At 42.6% G+C, this 23260-nt stretch carries 21 protein-coding genes; 16 read left to right on the top strand and 5 right to left on the bottom strand.

The window, feature by feature from the left end:
• The first annotated feature begins 2 nt into the window (after window positions 1-2).
• The 8 genes from M2273_RS17950 (at window position 3) to M2273_RS17915 (ending at window position 8643) form a co-directional block, all read left to right on the top strand.
• Window positions 3-977, top strand: coding sequence for a hypothetical protein (locus M2273_RS17950; protein ID WP_429399132.1), 975 nt, complete (start codon window positions 3-5; stop codon window positions 975-977).
• Window positions 961-2091, top strand: coding sequence for a glycosyltransferase family 2 protein (locus tag M2273_RS17945; RefSeq protein ID WP_429399131.1), 1131 nt, complete (start codon window positions 961-963; stop codon window positions 2089-2091). The genes M2273_RS17950 and M2273_RS17945 overlap by 17 nt, the downstream gene beginning before the upstream one ends.
• 81 nt (window positions 2092-2172) lie before the next feature.
• The gene (locus tag M2273_RS17940) at window positions 2173-3372 is read left to right on the top strand and encodes an ABC transporter permease (RefSeq protein ID WP_429399130.1); all 1200 of its coding nucleotides are present in this window, start codon (window positions 2173-2175) and stop codon (window positions 3370-3372) included.
• Between the two features lie 37 nt (window positions 3373-3409).
• Window positions 3410-4648 (top strand): PP2C family protein-serine/threonine phosphatase, encoded by a 1239-nt coding sequence (locus M2273_RS17935; protein WP_429399129.1) that lies wholly within the window; start codon window positions 3410-3412, stop codon window positions 4646-4648.
• Window positions 4649-4764: 116 nt separating this feature from the next.
• Window positions 4765-5361, top strand: a complete 597-nt coding sequence (locus M2273_RS17930) for a ribonuclease HII (protein ID WP_429399128.1) — start codon at window positions 4765-4767, stop codon at window positions 5359-5361.
• 83 nt (window positions 5362-5444) lie between these two features.
• On the top strand, window positions 5445-6617 hold the full coding sequence (locus M2273_RS17925; protein WP_429399127.1) for a glycosyltransferase family 4 protein: 1173 nt from the start codon (window positions 5445-5447) through the stop codon (window positions 6615-6617).
• A 136-nt stretch (window positions 6618-6753) separates the two neighbouring features.
• Entirely contained in the window at window positions 6754-7836 is a 1083-nt protein-coding gene (gene gcvT, locus M2273_RS17920; protein WP_429399126.1) for a glycine cleavage system aminomethyltransferase GcvT, read from the top strand.
• 66 nt (window positions 7837-7902) lie between these two features.
• The gene (locus tag M2273_RS17915) at window positions 7903-8643 is read left to right on the top strand and encodes a 2-phosphosulfolactate phosphatase (RefSeq protein WP_429399125.1); all 741 of its coding nucleotides are present in this window, start codon (window positions 7903-7905) and stop codon (window positions 8641-8643) included.
• 156 nt (window positions 8644-8799) lie between these two features.
• Here M2273_RS17915 and M2273_RS17910 read toward each other — a convergent pair whose 3' ends face one another.
• The 4 genes from M2273_RS17910 to dtd form a co-directional block, all read right to left on the bottom strand.
• Window positions 8800-9696, bottom strand: a complete 897-nt coding sequence (locus tag M2273_RS17910) for a DUF4349 domain-containing protein (protein ID WP_429399124.1) — start codon at window positions 9694-9696, stop codon at window positions 8800-8802.
• A 122-nt stretch (window positions 9697-9818) separates the two neighbouring features.
• Window positions 9819-10145, bottom strand: a complete 327-nt coding sequence (locus M2273_RS17905; RefSeq protein ID WP_076371234.1) for a nucleotide pyrophosphohydrolase — start codon at window positions 10143-10145, stop codon at window positions 9819-9821.
• An 82-nt stretch (window positions 10146-10227) separates the two neighbouring features.
• The gene (locus M2273_RS17900; protein WP_429399123.1) at window positions 10228-10602 is read right to left on the bottom strand and encodes a GxxExxY protein; all 375 of its coding nucleotides are present in this window, start codon (window positions 10600-10602) and stop codon (window positions 10228-10230) included.
• Window positions 10603-10645: 43 nt separating this feature from the next.
• Window positions 10646-11098, bottom strand: coding sequence for a D-aminoacyl-tRNA deacylase (gene dtd / locus M2273_RS17895; protein ID WP_429399122.1), 453 nt, complete (start codon window positions 11096-11098; stop codon window positions 10646-10648).
• Between the two features lie 173 nt (window positions 11099-11271).
• On the opposite strand from dtd, the gene M2273_RS17890 reads away from it, so the two are divergent.
• Together M2273_RS17890 and M2273_RS17885 are read left to right on the top strand one after the other, a co-directional pair.
• Entirely contained in the window at window positions 11272-12510 is a 1239-nt protein-coding gene (locus M2273_RS17890) for a cystathionine gamma-synthase family protein (RefSeq protein WP_429399121.1), read from the top strand.
• Window positions 12511-12594: 84 nt separating this feature from the next.
• The gene (locus tag M2273_RS17885) at window positions 12595-13788 is read left to right on the top strand and encodes a serine hydrolase domain-containing protein (RefSeq protein ID WP_429399120.1); all 1194 of its coding nucleotides are present in this window, start codon (window positions 12595-12597) and stop codon (window positions 13786-13788) included.
• Window positions 13789-14025: 237 nt separating this feature from the next.
• On the opposite strand, the gene rsgA is transcribed toward M2273_RS17885, so the two are convergent.
• Entirely contained in the window at window positions 14026-14946 is a 921-nt protein-coding gene (gene rsgA, locus M2273_RS17880; RefSeq protein ID WP_429399119.1) for a ribosome small subunit-dependent GTPase A, read from the bottom strand.
• 362 nt (window positions 14947-15308) lie between these two features.
• Between rsgA and thrA the strand changes: the two genes are divergently transcribed.
• From thrA to M2273_RS17850, 6 genes are all read left to right on the top strand, one after another.
• The gene (gene thrA / locus M2273_RS17875) at window positions 15309-17759 is read left to right on the top strand and encodes a bifunctional aspartate kinase/homoserine dehydrogenase I (RefSeq protein WP_429399118.1); all 2451 of its coding nucleotides are present in this window, start codon (window positions 15309-15311) and stop codon (window positions 17757-17759) included.
• Window positions 17760-17857: 98 nt separating this feature from the next.
• Window positions 17858-18865, top strand: a complete 1008-nt coding sequence (locus M2273_RS17870; protein WP_429399117.1) for a homoserine kinase — start codon at window positions 17858-17860, stop codon at window positions 18863-18865.
• 205 nt (window positions 18866-19070) lie between these two features.
• Window positions 19071-20381, top strand: coding sequence for a threonine synthase (gene thrC, locus M2273_RS17865; protein ID WP_429399116.1), 1311 nt, complete (start codon window positions 19071-19073; stop codon window positions 20379-20381).
• 44 nt (window positions 20382-20425) lie between these two features.
• On the top strand, window positions 20426-20785 hold the full coding sequence (locus tag M2273_RS17860; RefSeq protein WP_429399115.1) for a hypothetical protein: 360 nt from the start codon (window positions 20426-20428) through the stop codon (window positions 20783-20785).
• Window positions 20782-21387 (top strand): HAD family hydrolase, encoded by a 606-nt coding sequence (locus M2273_RS17855; protein WP_429399114.1) that lies wholly within the window; start codon window positions 20782-20784, stop codon window positions 21385-21387. Before M2273_RS17860 ends, M2273_RS17855 begins: the two co-directional genes overlap by 4 nt.
• A gap of 115 nt (window positions 21388-21502) precedes the next feature.
• Window positions 21503-23131, top strand: a complete 1629-nt coding sequence (locus tag M2273_RS17850) for an aminopeptidase P N-terminal domain-containing protein (RefSeq protein WP_429399113.1) — start codon at window positions 21503-21505, stop codon at window positions 23129-23131.
• Window positions 23132-23260 lie beyond the last annotated feature (129 nt).

Below are 23260 nucleotides of genomic sequence, written 5' to 3'. Positions count from 1 at the left end.
CTTTGACTACTTCTACCAAAAAAATAATCTCTGTATCGCTCAAAGCCGCCGTATTGGTAATGGCTGCATGGTATATATATCACCAGTTCTACAAAAAAAACAACGATTTTAAGCAGTTTGAAGCTTTAACAAGCAAAATAAATACTACACATGTGTTAATAACCATGGGTGTCGTAGTGTTATTGATGGTAGTTAACTGGTTGTTGGAGGCATTTAAATGGCGTTATCTGACCAAAACGCTGGTTAATATTACCTTATGGGAATCTATCGAGGCTGTTTTTTGTGGTCTTACCTGGGCTATTTCAACGCCCAACCGCGTTGGGGAGTATGGCGGGCGGGTAATGTTTTTACCAAACCGAAAGCGCATTCATGGCGTTTTTGCCATGGCAGTAGGCGCCTTTGGCCAAATCATTATGACAAATCTTTTAGGGTTAATTGCTATAATTTGGTTTGTTGATGTCTACATTCCGGTAAGTACATGGTTGTTTGGTCTCATCATCCTGATATGTGCCCTTACTTTAGCCGTATTGCTGATATTTTTCTTCCATATTAAATGGCTGGTGAATTTGCTCGACAGGATTGGTTTCCTGAAAAAATATCATAAGTTTTTTGAAATTATGGGCCGCTATAAAACCAATGAACTAATGCGCGTACTTGGTTTTAGCATGGCCCGCTATGTTACATTTACGATTCAGTATTGCATTGTATTCCACCTGCTTATCCCGCAGTTTGCATTTTTTCCGATGGTGATGATGTTGTTTGTGTATTTCTTTATTACATCGGCAGTGCCCTCACTTGATCTGCTTGATGTGGGTGTACGCAGTTTTACCGCCTCACATTTATTCGCTTACGTAACCGATCAAAAAATAGCTGTTATAGCCGGTGTGTCATCAATATGGCTCATTAATTTAATTATTCCAGCTATTTTAGGATCTTTATTCGTTTTTAAACTCAAATTCTTTGATCGCACTGCATAGTTTTGTTTCGCTATTTTTAACAGGTATTTATCTGCTATTATTAATTTACCTGATACGCGGATGGGCCAACGTAAAAGTTACCACCCCTAAAATTACCTCCTTCCAAACAAAGGTTACCGTATTGATAGCCGCCCGCAATGAGGAAGAAAGGATCAGTTTAACCATTGATGATGTTTTGGCACAGGATTACCCCAAACACCTGCTGGAAGTGATCATTGTTGACGATCATTCTACCGATAATACCGCTGCCATCATTAGCAGTTATGCAAACCAGGGGGTAAAGCTGCTACAACTGAATGAAGCGCGAGCGCTAAACTCCTATAAGAAAAAGGCCATTGCCGAAGCAATTAAGTTATCAACCGGCGAACTGATGGTAGCTACTGATGCTGATTGCCGTATGGGGCCGGCATGGTTATCATCTATTGTGGGGTATTATGAAACAAATAACCTGGTTATGATATCATCGCCGGTAACTTATTTTGAAGAGCGGTCAATATTTGAGCTGATGCAAACCCTGGAGTTTGGTTATTTGATAGGCATTGGGGCGGCATTTATTGGTAACGGCAGGGCATCAACCTGCAACGGGGCAAATTTTGCTTATCGTAAAGATGTATTTTATGAGGTTGGGGGCTTTAAGGGCATTGATGACCTGGCATCGGGCGATGATGAATTGTTGTTGCAAAAGGTTGCGGAGCGCTATCCGGGTAAAATTGGCTTTTTAAAGCAAACGGAAGCCATAGTTTATACCCATGCCAAGCACACGCTGAAGGAGTTTATGCAGCAAAGGAGGCGCTGGGCATCAAAATCAACAAAATATAAAGATAAAAAAGTAGTGGCCTTTGGAATATGCATCTGGCTGTTTAATATTTCGTTACTGGTAAATGCCACTTTGGGCTTTTATGACTTTTACTTTTTTAAACTTTTTTTGGTTCAGTTTTTATTGAAATACTTGTTCGAGATCATTTATTTGCTACCCATAACCGCGTTTTTTAAACGTACCTACCTGGTTAGCCTGCTCATTTTGCTTATACCTCTGCACATTGTATATTTTGTAGTAATTGGTATAATGGGCAATAATCACAAATATTTGTGGAAAGGCAGGGTGGTGAAATAACAAGTGTTTGTAAAGATTACCTTACGCCCTTGTAAATTGTGCCTATTTAAGCGATATTTAGCCAAAAAGAACTATTAACTCTTGGCAGAACTCACCCCATCAAAACGTACCTGGTATGCTTTTAAGCGCAATAAAATTGCCATTGGCGGACTTGTTTTTATTATACTTACCCTGCTTATAGCCATATTGGGCTATTTAATAATGCCCGACCAATCTCCTCATGCCAATAACATGACCATACAGCTGAGTATTAAAAAGCCCGGGACCTCATTTATGATGTTGCACATCAGGAAAAGTGAACCGGTTGATACGGTTGGTTTCTTCGAAAAAATGCTTTTTGGCCAACCTTCCTTTTACCGCGACATCCCCATCACAGGGTATCATTTTGCACAGGACTCTATTTATGTGAATGAATATATTGGCGACGAAGACAAGCCCGAAAAAAAAGCCTATAATATTTTTGAAGTGGTGAACGGGGTTAAGCCACGCTATCATTATGGCTCGGTTTTATTAAACCCCGGAATTTCGATCAATAAAAGCAACGAAATATACCGGCGCTTTACCAATAAAATTAAAGCGGACCAAATAAGTACCCGAACTTTTTGGCTGGGTACTGATATTTATGGGCGGGATATGCTGAGCCGTTTGCTGCTGGGTACCCGTATATCGCTGGCCGTTGGGCTCATGTCAGTCATGATCAGTATGTTACTTGGGGTAAGTATTGGTGCCATTGCCGGATACTTTGGTGGCTGGATTGATGCCTGTTTAAGCTGGTTAATGAACATATTATGGTCATTGCCCGCGCTGTTGCTGGTTATAGCCATATCATTTGCATTGGGTAAGGGTTTATGGCAAATATTTATTGCCGTGGGCTTATCCATGTGGGTTGAGGTAGCGCGTTTGGTACGCGGACAGGTAATGAGTCTGAAGCAGGTTGAATATATTGAAGCCGCCAGGGCGCTGGGCTTCAATAATACGCGCATCATCACCCGGCATATTTTACCTAATATTACAGGGCCTATATTGGTACTGGCATCCTCCAATTTTGCATCGGCGATATTGCTGGAAGCGGGGCTTAGCTTTTTAGGGTTTGGCGCGCAGCCGCCCATGCCAACCTGGGGCGGTATGATCAAAGAACATTATGGTTATATTGTCATGAACTCGGCGTACCTTGCCATTATTCCGGGATTGGCCATTATGTTACTGGTTTATGCTTTTAACCTGGTTACTGTTGGCCTGCGCGATGCCTTCGATATAAAATCACAAAGTACACGCATTTGAAAATATTTTTTTTACTTTAGTCAGACCACAATAACAAATGCAGTATATAGACGATAGTTCTGGCGAAGACGAATTAATCAGGCTGTTGCTCAAAAGACAGTCGGAATTAAATTCTCTATTGGAGATTACCAGGGCCATTAATAAAAACACCGCCACTCCTATACTGATACAAATGCTCGAAGTGATTCTGCAAAGTTACCTTCAGGTGGGCAAGCTTCGGTTTTTAATTGAAAAAGAAAATAAGTTTGTTTGTATATCTAAATATGGCGGCGATATCGAGTCGGCTGTTTTACTGAACAGGGCATGTAACAAATTAAATAAGATCAAGTCGCCCATTTCTATATCAGATCATCAGGATCCTTTACTCTCCAAATACAATTATTTTATCCCCATATATCATAAAAGCAAAGCCTTAGCCTACGCCCTCATCGGTGATTTTAATACATCGGGCGAAATGCTTAACAACGATCTGAACTTTATACAAACGCTGATGAATGTGATCATTGTGGCGTTGGAGAATAAAAAGCTATTTCGCGAACGCTTACAATCAGAACGTTTTCAACGCGAAATGGAGCTGGCCGTTGAGGTGCAAAATATGCTGATCCCCTTAAGAATGCATAAGGATGACAGTGTAGAGATAGGGGCAAAATATCTGCCGCATCAAAATATTGGCGGTGATTATTTTGATTTTATACGGCTTAATGAAAATGAGTTTTTATGGTGTATTGCCGATGTATCGGGCAAAGGGATATCGGCCGCTTTACTCATGGCAAACTTTCAGGCCAGCTTGCATGCCTGGGCCGCGGTTGAGGATGACCTGACCAACATTATTGACCGTTTGAATAAAATAGTACTGAGCAATACCAAAGGCGAAAGGTTTATAACCTTGTTCCTGGCCCGGTATAACGAAAAGAAACGCAAGCTCAACTATATTAATGCGGGACATAACCCTACTATTTTGTATGCCAATGGCGAAGCTATCCCGCTTAAACTGGGCACCACCATGATAGGTGTTTTTGAAGATCTGCCATTTTTAAATGAAGGCGAAATAGATATGGAACCGGGAAGCCTGATACTTAATTATACCGATGGGCTGATGGACTTTGAATCGACAAGTACAAAGGTGTGGAACGAAGACAAGCTGCTTGATTTTGTAAAAGCAAATGGCCACCTATCGCCAGATAACTTTAATGAGGCGCTTTTAGAGCATTTGAACCATGTGTTTAAAAGCAAACCCATTGACGATATTACCCTGCTCACTTTAAGGATATTTTAATTTTTAGTATCAAGTAGCGAGTATCAAGTATCAAGACAGCTTCAATTCTTATAGGGCGTTCAAAATCTTGATACTTGATACTCGCTACTTGATACTATCTATTTATATTTGCCCATATGTTATCAGCCAGGTACCAGCATGAATTTATTGAGGCGGGATGTGATGAAGCCGGACGCGGTTGCCTTGCCGGACCTGTTTTTGCAGCTGCAGTAATACTCCCTCATGATTTTGACCACCATTTGCTTAATGACTCTAAACAGGTAACCGAAGAACTACGGTATCAGTTGCGTATCGAGATAGAACAAAAGGCTGTTGCCTATGCCGTAGCATCTGTTGATAATCTGGAGATTGATGAGATCAATATTTTGAATGCCTCGTTCCTGGCCATGCACCGGGCTATAGCAAAGCTTAACCTAACACCGCAGTTTTTAATTATTGATGGTAACCGCTTTAATAAGTACCCCAATATTCCGCATGAATGTATTATTCAGGGCGATGGCAAATATTTCAGCATAGCAGCAGCATCTATACTGGCCAAAACCTATCGGGATGATTACATGCTGCAGATTGCAGCCGAGCACCCGGAGTATGACTGGCATACCAATAAAGGCTATCCAACTATTAAACACCGTGAAACGGTTTTAAAAATGGGTTTTACGCCATATCACCGTAAAACTTTCAGAGTAACAGACCCTCAGCTAAGTATTTTTTAAAGATACTTTGATTACGGCTTTCTGGTTGGTATTTTTGCACCCAAACCAAGCAACCATTGAAAATTCTTATTTTAACTCACCGAGTGCCATTTCCGCAGAATGGAGGCTACGCCATTGTGGTATATAATACCATAAAAGGATTGGTTGCGCTTGGACATGAGGTATCATTGGCGGCACTTAATGCCAAAAAATATAATGGCAGCGTACAGGAAACCACTGATGATCTGATTGCCAAAATAAATTATACATCTTATAATATTGATATCAGCATATCAATGTTTGATGCACTGGCAAACCTGTTCAACAAAAAAACAAATGATATTGACCGGTATTATGACGCGGAGTTTGAAAAGCTATTGATACGTGAATTACGGCAAACCACTTATGATGTTATCCAGTTTGAGGGTTTGTTTGTAACGCCTTATTTAACGGCCATACGCAAACACTCAAAAGCCAAGCTGGTTTATCGTTCCCATAATATTGAGCACCAGGTATGGCAAAGGCTGGCACAACAAAAAAGTGATCTGTTTAAAAAATGGTACCTGCGCTTGCTGGCCAGGCGTGTAAAGGATTATGAACTGCAGCAGCTCAATAAGGTTGATGCTATAGCGGCTTTTACTATTGAGGATAAAAACACGATCCTGTCATACGGTACCAGCATCCCTGTAGAAATATTTCCGGTAGGTATTGACCTTACTCAGTATAAGCCAGATTTTAGTAAAACAGAGTTTCCGAGCTTGTTTTTCCTGGGTTCGCTGGATTGGCTGCCTAATCGTGAGGGCATTGAGTGGTTTATTGATAATTTTCATAAAGACCTTACCGATGGCGACCTGCGGGTAAAGTTTTACGTTGCCGGCCATAACATTCCCGAGCGGTTTGATGATTACGAGGTGATGGGCAAAATATTTATTCAGGGCGAGGTTGATGATGCTTTTGAATTTGTAAACAGCAAGGCCATCATGATCGTTCCGCTTTTATCGGGCGGTGGTATGCGTGTAAAAATAGTTGAAGGTATGGCCATGCAAAAATGTATCATATCAACATCGCTTGGGGCCGAGGGTATAAATTTTGAAAACGGCACTAATATCATCATCGCCAATAACCAGGAAGAGTTTTATGATGCTATTGTGCGCTGTATTACTGATGAAGAGCATTGCAGGAATATTGGTTTAAATGCACGCAAACTGGTTGAGAAACACCACGATGTAAATAATGTAGCCCTTAGCCTGGTTGAGTTTTATACCAGGCTCACATAACCGGCACACCAGTTTTGTTAATCCCTCAAAATTCCGGTCAGAATAATTACTTTTGCGCCAATATAAGTTGATGATGAAACCATCATGAGCTACCGCTTATGATAGCTTCATCTCCGTTAAAAAACAAATTATTTTGATGAAAAACACGGCCTTAACCGATATACATATTAAAACAGGCGCCAAAATGGTGCCGTTTGCCGGCTATAATATGCCCGTACAATACGCAGGGATAAATGCAGAACACGAAACCGTACGTAAAGCAGTTGGTGTTTTTGATGTAAGCCACATGGGCGAATTTATTTTAAAAGGCGACCATGCCCTTGACCTGATCCAAAAGGTTACCAGCAATGATGCTTCAAAGCTGTATGATGGTAAGGTGCAATACTCCTGCCTGCCAAATGAGGATGGCGGTATTGTTGATGATCTGTTGGTTTATCGTATTGACGAAAAAACCTATATGCTGGTGGTTAACGCGTCAAATATTGATAAAGACTGGAACTGGATAGCAAAATATAATACCTGGGGTGTTGATATGAAAAACATATCAGACCGCACCTCATTGCTGGCTATACAGGGCCCAAAAGCAGCCGAAGCCTTGCAAAGCTTAACTGATATTGACCTGGTATCAATGGAATATTACACCTTTAAAAAAGGAAAATTTGCCGGTGTGGATAATGTGCTGGTTTCGGCAACCGGCTATACCGGCGCTGGTGGTTTTGAGATATATTTTGAAAACCAATATGCAGAACAAATATGGGATGCCATTTTTAAAGCCGGCGAACCATTCGGTATAAAACCAATTGGCTTGGGCGCCCGCGATACCTTACGCCTTGAAATGGGTTTTTGCTTATACGGTAACGATATTGACGATACTACTTCGCCCCTGGAGGCCGGCTTGGGCTGGGTAACCAAATTCAATAAAGATTTTACCAATTCTGATGCTTTACAGGCTCAGAAACAAGCCGGTGTAAACCGTAAGCTGGTGGGTTTTGAAATGATTGATCGCGGCATTCCGCGTCATGATTACCCCATTGTTGATGCAGATGGTAATGATATTGGAAAAGTAACTTCAGGAACACAATCATACTCTTTACAAAAGGCCATTGGCCTGGGTTATGTAAAAAATGAGTTTGCCAAAGAAGGCGCCGAAATTTACATCAGCATTAGGGATAATAAAGTAAAGGCCAGGGTTGTGAAGCCACCTTTTTATAAAGTCTAAGCCCCCTAACCCCCTGAAGGGGGAACTATAAACAATAGTTTATTCTTCTTTTTGTTATTTAAAAATATGTCTAAAAATATCGAACAACAAGCCGGCCGGTCGGCTCATGTTTGCCTAACCCCTGCGTTGATACCACTGTACAAGGTGGAAGAATACATTGTAGTGATCATTGATATTTTCAGGGCAACATCATCTATATGTTATGGTATTGAAAACGGTGCTGAAGCTATTATCCCGGTATCACAGGTTGAGGAGTGTTCCGCGTATAGAGAGAAAGGGCTGGATTACCTTTTGGCAGCAGAGCGCGACGGAAAAGTAGTGGATGGCTTTGATTTTGGCAACTCGCCATTTTCATACACTGCCGAAAAAGTTGCCGGCAAAACCGTGGTGCTTACTACCACCAACGGCACTCACGCGCTGCATTTATCGCGCAGCGCAAAAAAAATTGTTATCGGATCGTTTTTAAACCTTACAGCTTTGAGTGCCTGGTTAAAAACACAGCATGAAAACATACTGCTGGTATGCGCCGGCTGGAAAAACAACTTTAATCTGGAAGATACCCTGTTTGCAGGCGCCGTTATTGAGCAGCTAAAAGCAGAAGGTTTTGAGTTGGATGATGCCGCCATTGCTGCCAATGATCTTTTTCAGCTGGGTAAAGGTGATATTGATGAGTACCTCAAAAAAACATCGCACGGCGAGCGAATGAAAAAATTAGGTATTGAGAAAGATATAACTTTTTGCCTGCAGGTTGATATCACAACCGCAATCCCCGTTTTACAGGGAGAGCGGCTGGTGAAGCTGGTTTAGGTAAGGTTCTTTAAAGAATAATCACATTATTGTGAGGAACGAAGCAATCTCTAAACAGGCAAGTCGGGTATGCAGGGTCTAAACTGTTCTATTCGCCCTGTATAGCATAGAGATTGCTTCGTACCTCGCAATGACGTACTGAAGTAATGGACGTAATTACTCCACCTTTTTCGCTCTTCTTGTTCTTCTCCACTTTTTAAACAGCCAATAGACTACCAGCATCATAATAATAACCGGCCATATCGTGATCACACCAAAAAACAAGCTTTGTAAAATGTTCCAGCCATTGGCCAGGGCGGTTTTAAGTTTATAGCCGAGGCCGGTGCCTTTATCTGTTTTTTCTACATGTTGGGTGTAAAAAGTAATCTCCAGCGAACTGTAGGCAACTTGTTTGTTCAGGTAATTTAATTGTCCCTGTGTCGATTCAATATCACTGCGGATCTCGGTAAGTTTATTTTCAATTTCCAGCAGGTCCGAGATCTTTGTCCCTCTTTTCAGCAATTCGAGATACCGGTTTTCCAGGATCTTTTTATTATCAAGCCTTGTTTTTATGTCGATATACCGGGTGGTAACATCTGTGACAGATATGTTTTTGCTATCAATCTTATCTGCCGATGCCGAAACAGAATCAACCAAAAAATCAAAGTATTTAGCCGGGATGCTTATTTTTAAATTATACTCTTTTCGGTCGATACCACTATTGGTCGACTGATTATCCTCGTCAACATAACCGCCATATTTTTTGAGCGATTGCAGGATCCTTTTGCGGGTGGCATTAATGTTAGCGGTTTCAAACTCAATAGAGCCGTTTTTGATGATCTTTTTTGTCGTGTCACGTACCTGGTTGGCATTATTAGTATAAGCATTTCCTTCCGCCTTATCAGCTACAGCATAACTCTGCGATGGAGGTGCTTCTATTACCTCATTATCTGGCTTTACAATAGGTGGTGAGAACTTGACCTGTTCAACTTTGTTATTATTTTGTTCAGTGTTTTTGTTTCCGCAAGCCGAAAAGGTCAGCAACAAAGTAAAGGGGATAAGATAAGCTTTCATAATAAGGCAAATTAGTTATACTGTATAAACGAATGCTGCCTTATTAAATTATGTTTATTTTAAATTCAACAGAATTATATTTTGTTAAATTGTTTTATTTAAAATATAATTTCAATAAAGCATCACTTCAGTTTCTCATTATTCCGGTGCCGGTCGGCATCACGGATGCTTTTCTTTTCCATATTTTTCTCCAGCGCATCCGTGAGGTCAATTCCGGTTTGGTTAGCCAGGCATATCAGTACAAACAATACATCAGCCATTTCATCGGCCAGATTAACCTCTGTATCTGATTTTTTGAATGATTGCTCGCCATACTGCCTTGCCATAATGCGGGCCACCTCGCCCACTTCTTCCATCAAAATAGCCGTATTGGTAAGCTCATTAAAATACCTGATACCCATGGTTTTTATCCACTTATCTACAAGATGCTGCGCTTCTTTAATTTCCATAATTATTTAAAAGAATTTGCACTAATTACACGAATTTTATCGAATTACACTAATTAATGCCGTGTAACTAATAGCTGATTGTTTAAAAGATTACTCTTTGGTAGTTTAGTGATGGGGCTCCAAAGTTTATTACCATCCCCAAACGTAAGCCCGACGCTTTCAGATAATTTAAAGTTTGTTTGATATAAGGTTCACCAATATAACTGCCAATTTTTATTTCGAGTATAATAGTATCATATATTACAAAGTCGGCTATGAAAAAATGCTTTAATTTCTGGTCTTTGTAAATAATGCAGAAAGGCTTTTCCCTAACAAAGGGAATTTCTAACTTGATAAACTCAAGCTCCAATGCATCTTTATAAACGGCTTCCTTGAACCCGTGCCCTAATATATTATGCACTTCAAAGCAAGCCCCGATTATTTTATAAGACTCCTCTTTAAATAATATATTAGCCATAGGAATTAAATTGATTGGTGTTTATTTTTCGTGAAATTCGATATCATTCGCGAGACTTCGTGTCTATTATTATGGTTACAGGTCCGTCATTAACCAAACTGACCTTCATATCGGCTCCAAATATTCCGGTAGCCACTTTTTTGTTTGTTAGGCCTTCTAATACTTTTATCATTTGCTCATACATCGGTATGGCCTTATCAGGCTTTGCCGCACGAATGAACGACGGACGGTTACCCTTTTTGGTTTGGGCAAACAGGGTGAACTGTGATATCAGCAGGATATTGCCGTCAACATCGGCCAGTGCTTTGTTCATCAGGTCATTTTCATCGCCAAAAACACGCATGTTAACCATTTTATTGGCCAGCCAGTTCAGGTCGTCATCGGTATCGTCATTTTCAATGCCCAACAAAACCAAAAAACCAGTCTTGATTTCGCCGGTTATTTTGCCATCAACCATGCAGCTTGCTTCCGAAACGCGTTGTAATACAGCCCTCATAAATAATTATTTAAGCACTAATTAACAGGAATAAGGTCGAATTTCACGAATAAAACATGAAATCATTCAGATTCGTGTCAATTCCATCGCATTAGTGAAATTCGTGGCTAAAATTTGTGCCTATTTCATTAAGTTCGCAACCGCTATTATGCTTTTTAATTAATAGGGATAAAATGACAACTAAAAAAGGCTTTACTACCACCATTTTACACTCCGACCGTTTAGGTAAACCAGAACATGGTTCATTACATAAACCCATACATACTTCGGTAACCTATGGGCATGAGGATGTACAGGACCTGGTTGATATTTTTCAGAATAAGAAAAAAGGCTACGCCTACTCACGCCAGGGCAATCCAACCATTACCGCTTTAGAGCAAAAGGTAACGCAGATGGAGAAGGGATTAGCGTCCATTGCTTTTTCAACAGGCATGGCTGCAATTTCGGCTACGGTAATGGCTCTTATAAAGCAAGCTGATCATGTTGTTGCCAGCTCATTTTTATTTGGCAACACCCGCAGTATATTTCAAACTTATATTGACATGGGCTTAAACATCACTTTTGTTGATGCTACCGATGTTGAAAACGTACGTAACGAAATTAAAGAAAATACCAGGATGGTTTTTGTGGAAACCATTGCCAACCCAGCAACCCAGATTGCCGATCTGGAAGCCATAGGCGAGCTTTGCGCGCAAAAGGGCATTATATATATGGTTGATAATACCATGACATCACCCTACCTGTTTAACCCGGTTGATGTAAAGGCAGGCCTGGTAATTAACTCATTAACCAAATATATTGGCGGCCACGGCAATGCGCTGGGCGGCAGCGTTACCGATACCGGCTTAATTAACTGGACGGTATACCCTAACATATTTGAAACCTTTAAAAAACAGGTAAAGCCCGAAACGCTGGGTCTTACTCAAATTCGTAAAAAAGGACTGAGGGATTCAGGTGGTACTTTATCGCCCGAGGCAGCTCATTCTATAGCGGTAGGTGCCGAAACACTGGCCCTGCGTTTGGAACGCTCTTGCGACAATGCTTTGGCTTTAGCACAGTATTTTGAAGCTCATCCACTCATAAAAAATGTATTTTATCCCGGCGTTAAGAGTCATCCGCAGCATGACAGGGCGGCTAAACTGTTTAAGAAATTTGGCGGATTAATGAGCATCGAGCTTGATGAAAGTGTTGATTGCCTCACTTTTTTAAACAAGCTTAAATTGGTTGTAAAATCAAGTAACCTGGGCGATACCCGTACGCTGGCTATCCCGGTGGCACAAACTATATTTTTTGAGCTGGGTGCCGAAAAGCGCGCCGAAATGGGCATCCCCGAAACCATGATCCGCCTGTCAATAGGTATCGAAGATTTGGATGATCTGATGGAGGATTTTAAGACAGCTTTGGGCGAATAACTGCTATAGGATTTGTAATCCCGGAGGTAAAAAATATTTCTGATCGGGATAGGGGTTGTCACACATATTATTGTAATATAGTATATGAAACCCAGCAAACCTATCTTGTGCACCATTTTGATTTGCCTTACATGTGCTTTGGCTTTAAATAAGGCCGAAGCACAGGCTAAACCCGATTCCCTTACCAACAAACTGCAACAGGCATTTGCGCAGGATAGCCTGCCCGGCATGTATGTGATCATGACCGATGCCAATAAAGCAACCTACCAGCATGGTTTTGGTTATGCCGATATTGCCAATCATATTCCCTATTCTGCCGGTACCATTCAAAACATTGGCTCAGTAAGTAAAACTTTTATAGCGGTTGCGCTGATGAAGGCTATTGAGTTGAAGTATTTTACTTTAGAAACCGACATTAACGAGATACTGCCTTTTAAAGTAGCTAACCCTAATGACCCGGATGGTAAAATAACCATAAGGCAATTAACCGATCATACGTCGGGCATTATTGATAACCCGGAGATTTATCATTACAGCTATCGTTTTTACCCGAAGCTACGGGCGTATGACAGCACCTCAGTAATGGTCCTGAATAAGATGGGCTTTGGCGAAAAATTAAAAGACACTACTTTAACTCAATTCTTTTACAATTATTTATCGCCACAAGGCAAATATTACAGCAAAGCTAACTTTGGCCAGGGGCTGGCAGGGGGCACATCATCGTACAGCAATATCGGTTCGGCGCTGGTGGCCTATCTCATCGAGATCAAATCGCACCTCTCCTACGCCAATTTTACAAGAAAATATATCCTGAAGCCATTAAAGATGGATCACTCCGGCTGGCATATTCCTGATGTGAATTTAAAAGATCACGCCAAATTGTATCTCGATCAAAAAAGCTGGTTCCCGTTATATGATCTTACTACCTATCCCGATGGCGGATTGAAAACCTCTGCTGCGGATTTAAGCCGGTATCTGATGGCCATTAGCAGTCATGACAAAAAGCTCCTGACCGAAGCATCATACCAGGCCATGTTTACCCCGCAGTTCAGCAAAGAGCATCCGCCTAAAGACATCAACTTAACCTACCGTAACAAAGGAATTTTCTGGAACCTGTACACTAACGGAACCATTGGCCATGACGGCGATGACCCAGGTGTGGGCGCCTATTTGTTTTTTAACAAGGCTACAGGTAAGGGCGGGATGTTTCTTTGCAATAAATATTTACCCAATAAACAATCAATTGTTGATGTACTGGTGCAAGAAGCGGCAAAGTAGAAACCGTACAACAACATAAAAAGCACCTGTCATCCTGAACTTGTTTCAGTATCTCTCAGGACATTTAACCGACTTGCTGTAAAGCCTTTCATGTGAGATGCCGAAACAAGTTCGGCATGACGCTCTATTTCACCATCTGTCATGCTGAACGCAGTGAAGCGCCTACTCTGCGATATGCATACTCAATAATAGATCCTTCGTTCCTCAGGATGACAACTAAAAAAGGGGGAGATGCTGCTACGCTCTCGTATCATTCCCATTATAAATGCTCAAATAGCTTTCATAGCGCGATAGCTCTATTTCACCTTCTTCCAGTGCTTCTAACACGGCGCAGCCGGGTTCGTTAATGTGGCGGCAGTTATTAAAACGGCACTGGTTCATGCGTGAGCGCATCTCGGGGAAAAAGTGGCTGAGTTCCTGTTTTTCTATATCGATAACACCTAATTCACGGATACCGGGGGTGTCAATAATAAACCCACCTTGTGGCAGTTCAAACATTTCGGCAAAGGTAGTGGTGTGCATACCCTTATCGCTCCACTCAGATACCATGTGTGTGCGCAGATCCAGACTGGGCAACAGGGAATTGATCAGGCTTGATTTACCTACCCCGGAATGGCCCGAGAACAGTGTCACCTTATCTTTCAATAATTCCTGCACCTGATCAATATTGGTCCCTTCCAGCGCCGAAACCTCAAAACATGGATAACCAATTTTTTCATATATGGCTTTATAATCGGCCAGTATCTCCAAGCCTTCATCGCTAAACAAATCGAGCTTGTTAAAAATAAGGCGGGCCGGTATATCATAGGCTTCGGCGGTAACCAAAAAGCGGTCGATGAACCCTAAAGAGGTGCGTGGCGAGGCCAAAGTAACTACCAGCAATGCCTGGTCAAGATTGGCGGCAATGATCTGGGCCTGTTTGCTCAGGTTAATAGCTTTACGGATAATATAATTTTTACGCTGTCGTAAATTGGTGATCACACCGTTTTCACTATCCGGCTCCATTTCAAAATCAACCACATCGCCAACGGCAACAGGGTTGGTGGTGGTGATACCCTTCATCCTAAACTTCCCTTTAATGCGGCAATCTATCCGTTGCCCATCGGGTGTTTGTACCTGGTACCAGCTTCCGGTCGATTTGGTAATGAGTCCGTGCATAAGGGGTGCAATTTAGGAAAGTTAACAGGTATTGAAAAAATAAAACATTTTTAGCTTGCTTATTAGAAAAATATCTATTTACTTTGTCGACATTAAAATATGATACTTAACAACACCATTATTACATCAATTATTACCATCGGCAAAGTTACCGGAGGAAGATAATCGTATGGTGTAAAACATAAAAAGAAACCAAATGAAAGCCTTCCTCCGCAAAGAGGAAGGCTTTTTTGTTTAAAAAGCCTCACCCTGCCCTCCCCAAAGGAGAGGGTTCTGGGAATAAATATTGAAGTCCTCTCCTTTGGAGGGGATTTAGGTGAGGCCAACCGGGGAATATTTAAAATATTGATACTAAACTATAAATGAAAGTTCTAAAATTTGGCGGTACATCCGTAGGATCAGTTGCCAGCATCCAAACCCTTTTAAACATCCTGAGTGATGAAGTTAAAAACGAAGAAAAACCGGTAGTTATACTATCAGCAATGGGTGGAGTAACCAACCTGCTGGCATCAATGGCCGAGGATGCCGCTAACGGCAGTGATTTTACCGCAGCGTTAGCTGAGCTGGAAAAACGCCATTTTGATGTGGTGAAAAACCTGCTCACGGTACAAAATCAAAACCCCGCCTTTACCCGTTTAAAAATTCACTTTAACCAGTTAGAAGAATTATTGCAGGGCGTATTAACCCTAAGGGAACTTACGCCAAAAACACGCGACCAGGTTTTAAGCTACGGCGAGCGCTGCTCAACTATTATGGTGAGCAAAATTGCGGCACAGCATTTTAAAGAGGTGCTTTTTGTTGATGCATCAGAAGTAATAAAAACCGACAGTGCCTTTGGCCAGGCAAAGGTAAATACCGAGTTGTCTGAGCTGTTGATCCGCAACCTTTACGAAGCAAATAAAGGCAAAATGCTGTTTGTAACCGGGTTTATTGCAGGTAACGATGTTGGCCAAACCACTACCCTGGGCCGTGGCGGCAGCGATTATACCGCTGCTATATTTGGTGCTGCTCTTAACGCCAAAGAGATCCAGATATGGACAGATGTTAATGGCATGATGACCGCCGACCCGCGTATGGTAAAAAAGGCATTCTCACTAACTGAGCTTACTTATACCGAAGCGATGGAGCTTTCCTACTTTGGCGCCAAGGTGATCTATCCGCCAACCATGATCCCGGCTTTCTTGAAAAAGATCCCTATCGTGATCAAAAATACTTTTGAGCCGGAGTTTGAGGGCACCGTGATCCGTCACGATTGCAAGGCATCGGCACTGCCTATTAAAGGAATTTCCTCTATCAATAATATCAGTATCCTCAATTTAGAGGGTAGTGGCATGGTGGGTAAATCAGGCTTTAGCGGCCGGTTATTCTCATTACTCGCCCGCGAGCAGATCAACATCATCCTCATCACACAGTCGTCATCAGAGCATAGCATCACCTTCGCGGTACAACCACAGGATACCGAAAGAGCTAAGCTGGTAATTGAGCAGGAATTTGAACTGGAGCTGCTGGCCAAAAAGCTGGAGCATTTAGTGATCGAAAAAAATCTGGCCATATTAGCCGTTGTGGGCGAAAACATGAAACAAACCCCGGGCATGTCGGGCAAGTTGTTCCATGCGCTGGGCCGTAACGGGGTTAATGTAAGGGCTATCGCGCAAGGCTCGTCTGAGTATAATATATCGGTTATCATATCGGCAAATGATCTTTCAAAAGCGTTGAATGCTGTACATGATGCATTTTTTGTGCAGCTTACCAAAACCCTGCACGCATTTTGCCTGGGTACCGGCAACATTGGTAAAACTTTGTTTAACCAGTTGAAAGCCCACAGCGAATATTTAAAGGATAACAATGGCATACAGGTTAAAATTGCCGGTGTGAGCAATACCCGTAAAATGACTTTTAACAGTGATGGTATTTCTTTAGATACCTGGCAGGATGATCTGCAGGCCTCCCCATATGCGGCCGACCTGCAGGGGTTCATTAATCGCATGAAGGAAATGAACCTGCCCAACTGTGTATTCATTGATAATACGGCCAGCCCGGTTCCGGTGGGTTTTTATGAGGAAGTTTTTAAAGCCAATATCTCGGTGATCACTTGTAATAAAATTGGCAACTCGGGTAGTTATAAACAGTATAAAACTTTTAGGGATACCGCGCGCAGCCATGGGGTTGATTTCTTTTACGAAACCAACGTAGGTGCCGGTCTGCCGATCATCAATACATTGAAAAACCTGATGAACAGTGGCGACAGAGTGCAACGTATTGAGGCCATTCTGTCGGGAACTATATCGTTCATCTTTAATAACTTTAAAGGCGATGCCAATTTCCATGATGTGGTAAAAGAGGCACAGGAAAAGGGCTATACCGAGCCCGATCCGCGGGATGATTTGAGCGGCAAAGACTTTATGCGTAAAATGCTGATCCTGGCCCGCGATGCAGGTTACCAAATGGAAGAGGCCGACGTGGAAATTGAAAGCGTATTACCCAAAGCCAGTTTAGAAGCCAAATCTGTAGAGGATTTTTATGCAACGCTTAAAACCGAAGATGCTCACTTTGCTAAACTAAAAGAGCAAGCTGAAAAGGATGGAAAAGTGTTACGCTATATTGGCAAGCTGGAAAATGGAAAAGTGACCATCACGCTGCAAATGGTTGATGAAAATCACCCGTTCTACATGCTGTCGGGCAGCGATAACATTATATCGTTCACCACCGACAGGTACAGGGAGCGCCCGCTGGTAGTAAAAGGCCCCGGCGCAGGTGCAGAAGTAACCGCTGCCGGTGTATTTGCTGATTTAATAAATTTGGGAGCGAATTAAACCAGGCCCATAAGCCCCCTAACCCCCTAAAGGGGGAACTATAGTTTGATAACCCCCTGACCCCCCAGAAGGGGGAGGAATAATTTGATATTAAAAAAATGGAAGATAATAAAATACAAGAAGTAAAAGCCGCTCCACAGATAGCACCCCCTTTAGGGGGCGGGGGGGGCGTTGGCGCAGGTATTCACGTTTTTGCTCCGGCTACCGTTGCCAATGTGGTTTGCGGTTTTGATGTGCTGGGTTTCGCTGTTAATGAACCGGGCGATGAGGTAATCATGCGCGTTACCAATAAACCAGGCATCACCATCAGTAAAATTACCGGCGATGACGGACGTTTGCCGCTTGACCCTGCAAAAAATACCGTGAGCGTGAGCGTACAGCATTACCTGCAAAGCGTTGGCCGTGCAGATATAGGACTGGATATTGAGCTGCACAAAAAAATGCCTATAGGCAGTGGACTGGGTTCCAGCTCGGCCAGTACGGTTGCGGGCTTGTTCGCCATAAAAACCTTATTGGGCGATGATGCTGACCCTGCCAAACTGTTGCCATTTGCCATGAAAGGCGAGGAAATGGCCTGCGGGCATGGTCATGCGGATAACGTGGCTCCTGCCCTTTTAGGTGGCTTTGTGCTGATACGCAGTTATGAACCGCTTGATGTGGTACGCCTGCCGCATCCGGCCGGATTGTATTGCGCCATCGTTTTCCCTGATGTGGATGTGCCAACACGTGAGGCCCGCCAGATCATCCGGAAAAACATACAGATGAAGGATGCCGTGACCCAATGGGGTAATATTGCGGGCTTAGTGAGCGGTTTGTTTATGCAGGATATTGACCTGATAGGCCGCAGCATGAAAGATGTACTGGTTGAGCCGGTGCGCTCCATGTTGATCCCTGATTTTTATAAAATGCGCGAAATGGCCATGAGTATGGGTGCGGTAAGTTTTGGCATATCAGGCTCTGGTCCGTCGGTTTTTGCGTTTACTAAAGATGAAGAAACAGCAAGGCTCATTACCCAAAAATTACAGCAGCATTTAACCGGTCTTAACATTGGTTCAAACACCTATGTGTCTACCATCAATGATGCAGGGCCTAAGGTGATAGGGTAAGTAGCCCAACCCAACCCTCCCCTAAGGGGAGAGGGCTTTAAAAAGAGGGTGTCACCCTGAGCTTGTCGAAGGGCGCGTGCAGAGGCCTGCCCTCCATGCTTCGACAAGCTCAGCACGACAGCCAGGAAGAAAAACAATACAAACAAAAGTTCCAAAAGTCTCACCCTTTAGGGGGAGATTTAGAGGGGGCTAATCCGAAATCAAAATGAAACTTTACAGTACCAACAACACCTCATTACAAGTATCCTTTAAAGACGCGGTTTTTAACAGTATGCCGCAGGATAAAGGTTTATATATGCCCATCAGCATCCCTCGTTTGGATGCGGATTTTATCAGCAATTTAGATAAATACACCTTACCCGAGATCGCTTTCCGTGTAGCTAAAAACCTATTGGGTGATGCCATGCCCGAAGCTGATCTGAAAGCCTTGATCGATGATGCTATCAACTTCCCGGCTCCTGTTGTAAAATTGGATGAGAACGTTCATGTACTGGAACTTTTCCACGGACCGTCATTGGCATTTAAAGATTTTGGCGCCCGTTTCATGAGCCGGGTAATGAGCTATTTTTTAGAGGATGGCGAAAAACAACTGGACGTGCTGGTAGCCACAAGTGGTGATACTGGCGGCGCGGTGGCCCTGGGCTTTTTAGGTGTACCTAATACCAGGGTAACCATATTATATCCTAAAGGCAAGGTAAGTGGTGTGCAGGAGCAACAGCTCACCACCAACGGACAAAATATCCGCGCGCTGGAAATTGACGGTACATTTGACGATTGCCAGGCGCTGGTTAAGCAAGCCTTCACCGATGCGGAGCTAAATGAGAAATTCCGTTTAACATCGGCCAACTCTATTAACATTGCGCGTTTGGTGCCGCAAACCTTTTACTATTTTAATGCCTATGCGCAGTTGTTAAGGCAAGGTGTTAAAAAAGTGATCTTCTCGGTTCCGAGTGGAAACTTTGGTAACATTGGTGCTGGTTTACTGGCCTGGAAAATGGGCTTGCCTGTTGAAAAATTTATAGCGGCAACCAATGCTAATGATACTGTTCCTGAGTTTTTAAAAACCGGCGTTTATCAGCCTAAGCCATCTGTGGCCACCCTGTCAAATGCGATGGATGTAGGCAATCCAAGTAACTGGGTGCGCATTGCCGACCTGTTTAAGGAAGATATGGCTAAGCTTAAAGAGCTGGTGGTTGGTTTTAAATACAACGACGAAGAAACTGTAAAAGCCATTAACTGGGTTTTTGATACCTATGGTTATGTAGTTTGCCCGCATACCGCCATAGCCTGGCAAGCCTTAACTGATTATCAGCATGATCATAGCAGTGCAGATACTGCAGGTGTATTTTTATCAACCGCCCATCCATGCAAATTCCCGGATGTTTTTAGTGAGGAGATCAGCGCTAAAATTGAAATACCAGAGGAGGTTAAAGCCTTGCAGTCAAAAACAAAGCTGTCTGTTCCATTAAGTAAGGATTTTGATACGTTTAAAGATTATTTATTGAATGCTGAATAAGGGAGTGGTTATATTTATATTTGGTCGGCGAAACCTGTCATACCATGTTTAACAAAAATATAATCATCCTGTTCAGCCTGCTTATTGTTGTTTCCACCTCATGCAGCCGAGAAATGAAATTTGACCGGGATAAATGGGATTATGGTGACGGCTTAATCTTTCCTAACCGGGATAAGATGCTGAACGACTTACTTCAGAACCATAAATTGAAGGGCCTGAAATATCAGCAGGTAATTAGCCTGCTCCACAGGCCTCAGAGGGCCGATTCAACCATGATGTATTATGAAATTGTGAGCCAGCTTGACCTTGGCAGCAAAAAGCCTAATAAAAACCTTATTCTTTACCTGAACAAAGATTCGGTGGTAACCGATATCAAAGTTGTAGAAAGCGGTAATAAGAAATGATCAACACAATAATTTTTGACCTGGGTGCGGTTTTGATCGATTGGAACCCGCATTACATGTACCGGACCATATTTGATGACGAGCAGGAAATGAAAAACTTCCTGGCCAGTGTTTGCACTTCAGACTGGAACGAGGAACAGGATGCCGGTCGCTCATTGCAGGAAGGCACAGAGATACTGGTAACACAATTCCCGGAACATGAAACCAATATTCGTGCATTTTATGGCCGCTGGGAAGAAATGCTGGGCGAACCTTTTCACGGCACTGTTGATATCCTACGTCGTTTAAAAGCCGGCAACCAATATAAAATATATGCCCTTACCAATTGGTCGGCCGAAACTTTTCCGGTGGCTTTGCAGCGGTATGACTTTCTGAGCTGGTTTGATGGTATTGTAGTTTCAGGAGCCGAAAAGATGCGTAAGCCCGCTCCTGAGTTTTACCAGATCCTGCTTGATCGTTACCAGGTAAACCCACAGGAAGCCCTGTTTATAGATGATAACTACCGCAACGTGCTGGCCGCCGAAAAGGCCGGCATTAAAACCATCCATTTTACATCGTCAGAACAGTTGGAAAAGGAATTGGCAGAACTTCATGTTTTGTAAAACAAGTCTAAAAAGTGTATAATTCATAATGCATGGTGCTATGTCCCATGCTTTTTGCTGTACACCATATTTTGTATATTGACCAAGTTTTAACTGACTTTACCTATTAACCATTATGAGATCTTATCACAAAATACTTTTCGTTGCAGGCGCTATGTGCCTGGGCGTATTTCAGGGATTTTCACAATCAGTAAACAGTACCGAAAATTTGCCAAAGGATTATTTGAGCAAAGAGTTTCACGCCGGCCGGCGGCAGGCGCTGCGCAACCTGATGCCGGCCAACTCGGTTACGGTGATCTTTTCGTACCCCGACCAGGTTTTTTCAAATGATGTAAATTACGTTTATCACCCCAACCCCGATCTTTATTATTTTTCGGGCTATAAAGAACCCAATGCGGTGCTGCTTATTTTTAAAGATGTGCAGGCCGATGGCGATAGTAGTTACAACGAACTGTTTTTTGTACGCCACCGGGACCCACAACGCGAGCAGTGGACTGGCAGAAGGCTTGGTGTGGAAGGAGTGAAGACACAACTTGGTTTTAAGCGCGTTTATAACAGCGAAGCTTTCGTGAATTTTCCGATTGATTTTAAAAAGTTCAGCGCTGTATTTTATGACGAAATGCCCGCGGATGTTACCGGTGATGGCTCGGCAGGTGAATTAAAGAACCTGGTAAATGCCTTTAAAAGTAAAGCCAATATCCCTAATATAGATAGGCAGTTAATGGGCGATCTGAGCCTGATCAATAAACGTGCTATGCCCGGTAACCTGGCACGCATCATCAATTATTTAAAACCAAAACTTGATAAAGAAGCCTATAAAAACAGCGCCATTATACAGGAGTTGGTAAATAAGCCTGATTCTGCAACCCTGGTTGATGTAAAGGCAAAGATCAATGCAAGTTTTTCGGGCATATCAAATTATAATAACTATACCAATACTTTACGGGGCATAAAAACACCGGAAGAACTGGTGCTGCTAAAAAAATCTGTAGAGATATCAAGCATCGCTCATGCCGAAATAATGCGGTCTATTAAACCCCAGATGTCTGAAAGGGAACTGGAGGGCATTTTCATGTATGTGCATAAAAAATATGGTGCCGAGGATGAAGGATATCCACCAATAGTTGGCGCGGGTGCCAATGGATGTATTTTACATTATGAAGAAAACAGCGCGACCAAACTGGATAACCAGCTTACCCTGATGGATGTTGGCGCCGAATATCATGGCTACTCGGCCGATGTAACCCGTACGGTGCCCGCCAACGGAAAGTTTACTGACGATCAGCGTGCTATTTACCAGCTGGTATATGATGCACAGGAAGAGGTTTTTAAATTATGTAAAGAAGGAACTCTTTATGCCAAACTGGAAAAGAAATCAGAACAAGTGCTGGCCGCCGGCCTGATCAAATTAGGTATTATAAAGGATGCATCAGAAGTTAGAAAATATTACCCGCATGGATGCTCACACCATTTAGGGCTTGATGTACATGATAAGGGCGGTTACGATGGTAACCTGAGCGCCAATATGGTAATTACCGTTGAGCCTGGTATTTATATTCCGGCCGGCAGCCCCTGCGACAAAAAATGGTGGAATATTGGTGTACGTATTGAAGATGATGTACAGATAGGTAAAAACGGCGGCACAATTTTATCAATAGATGCGCCACGCAAATGGCAGGATGTAGAGAAAATGGCAGCTGATAAAAGTATTTTTGATAATGCCCGTTTTCCGGAGTTGAAGTAAAAACAAAAACAATTTGTCATCCTGAACTTGTTTCAGGATCTCTCTGGACAAGCCAGCTGCAATGTTGTACAACGCTGCATATGGGGTGCCGAAACAAGTTCGGCATGACAAAAGGGTAACAACAAAGCC

The sequence above is a fragment of the Mucilaginibacter lappiensis genome, from assembly GCF_050433765.1.
Lineage (GTDB): Bacteria > Bacteroidota > Bacteroidia > Sphingobacteriales > Sphingobacteriaceae > Mucilaginibacter > Mucilaginibacter lappiensis_A.
The sequence above is the reverse complement of the archived record's forward strand: the minus strand, read 5'-3'. Positions and strand labels throughout refer to the sequence as shown.

Bases quoted from the DNA above. Each gene is read 5' to 3' on its own strand.
- M2273_RS17855 (WP_429399114.1), top strand. From the start codon at position 20,782: ATGATCAACACAATAATTTTTGACCTGGGTGCGGTTTTGATCGATTGG.
- dtd (WP_429399122.1), bottom strand. From the start codon at position 11,098: ATGAGGGCTGTATTACAACGCGTTTCGGAAGCAAGCTGCATGGTTGAT.
- M2273_RS17860 (WP_429399115.1), top strand. From the start codon at position 20,426: ATGTTTAACAAAAATATAATCATCCTGTTCAGCCTGCTTATTGTTGTT.
- M2273_RS17930 (WP_429399128.1), top strand. From the start codon at position 4,765: ATGTTATCAGCCAGGTACCAGCATGAATTTATTGAGGCGGGATGTGAT.
- M2273_RS17905 (WP_076371234.1), bottom strand. From the start codon at position 10,145: ATGGAAATTAAAGAAGCGCAGCATCTTGTAGATAAGTGGATAAAAACC.
- M2273_RS17885 (WP_429399120.1), top strand. From the start codon at position 12,595: ATGAAACCCAGCAAACCTATCTTGTGCACCATTTTGATTTGCCTTACA.
- thrA (WP_429399118.1), top strand. From the start codon at position 15,309: ATGAAAGTTCTAAAATTTGGCGGTACATCCGTAGGATCAGTTGCCAGC.
- thrC (WP_429399116.1), top strand. From the start codon at position 19,071: ATGAAACTTTACAGTACCAACAACACCTCATTACAAGTATCCTTTAAA.
- M2273_RS17890 (WP_429399121.1), top strand. From the start codon at position 11,272: ATGACAACTAAAAAAGGCTTTACTACCACCATTTTACACTCCGACCGT.
- M2273_RS17935 (WP_429399129.1), top strand. From the start codon at position 3,410: ATGCAGTATATAGACGATAGTTCTGGCGAAGACGAATTAATCAGGCTG.
- M2273_RS17910 (WP_429399124.1), bottom strand. From the start codon at position 9,696: ATGAAAGCTTATCTTATCCCCTTTACTTTGTTGCTGACCTTTTCGGCT.
- rsgA (WP_429399119.1), bottom strand. From the start codon at position 14,946: ATGCACGGACTCATTACCAAATCGACCGGAAGCTGGTACCAGGTACAA.
- gcvT (WP_429399126.1), top strand. From the start codon at position 6,754: ATGAAAAACACGGCCTTAACCGATATACATATTAAAACAGGCGCCAAA.
- M2273_RS17900 (WP_429399123.1), bottom strand. From the start codon at position 10,602: ATGGCTAATATATTATTTAAAGAGGAGTCTTATAAAATAATCGGGGCT.
- M2273_RS17915 (WP_429399125.1), top strand. From the start codon at position 7,903: ATGTCTAAAAATATCGAACAACAAGCCGGCCGGTCGGCTCATGTTTGC.
- M2273_RS17870 (WP_429399117.1), top strand. From the start codon at position 17,858: ATGGAAGATAATAAAATACAAGAAGTAAAAGCCGCTCCACAGATAGCA.
- M2273_RS17850 (WP_429399113.1), top strand. From the start codon at position 21,503: ATGAGATCTTATCACAAAATACTTTTCGTTGCAGGCGCTATGTGCCTG.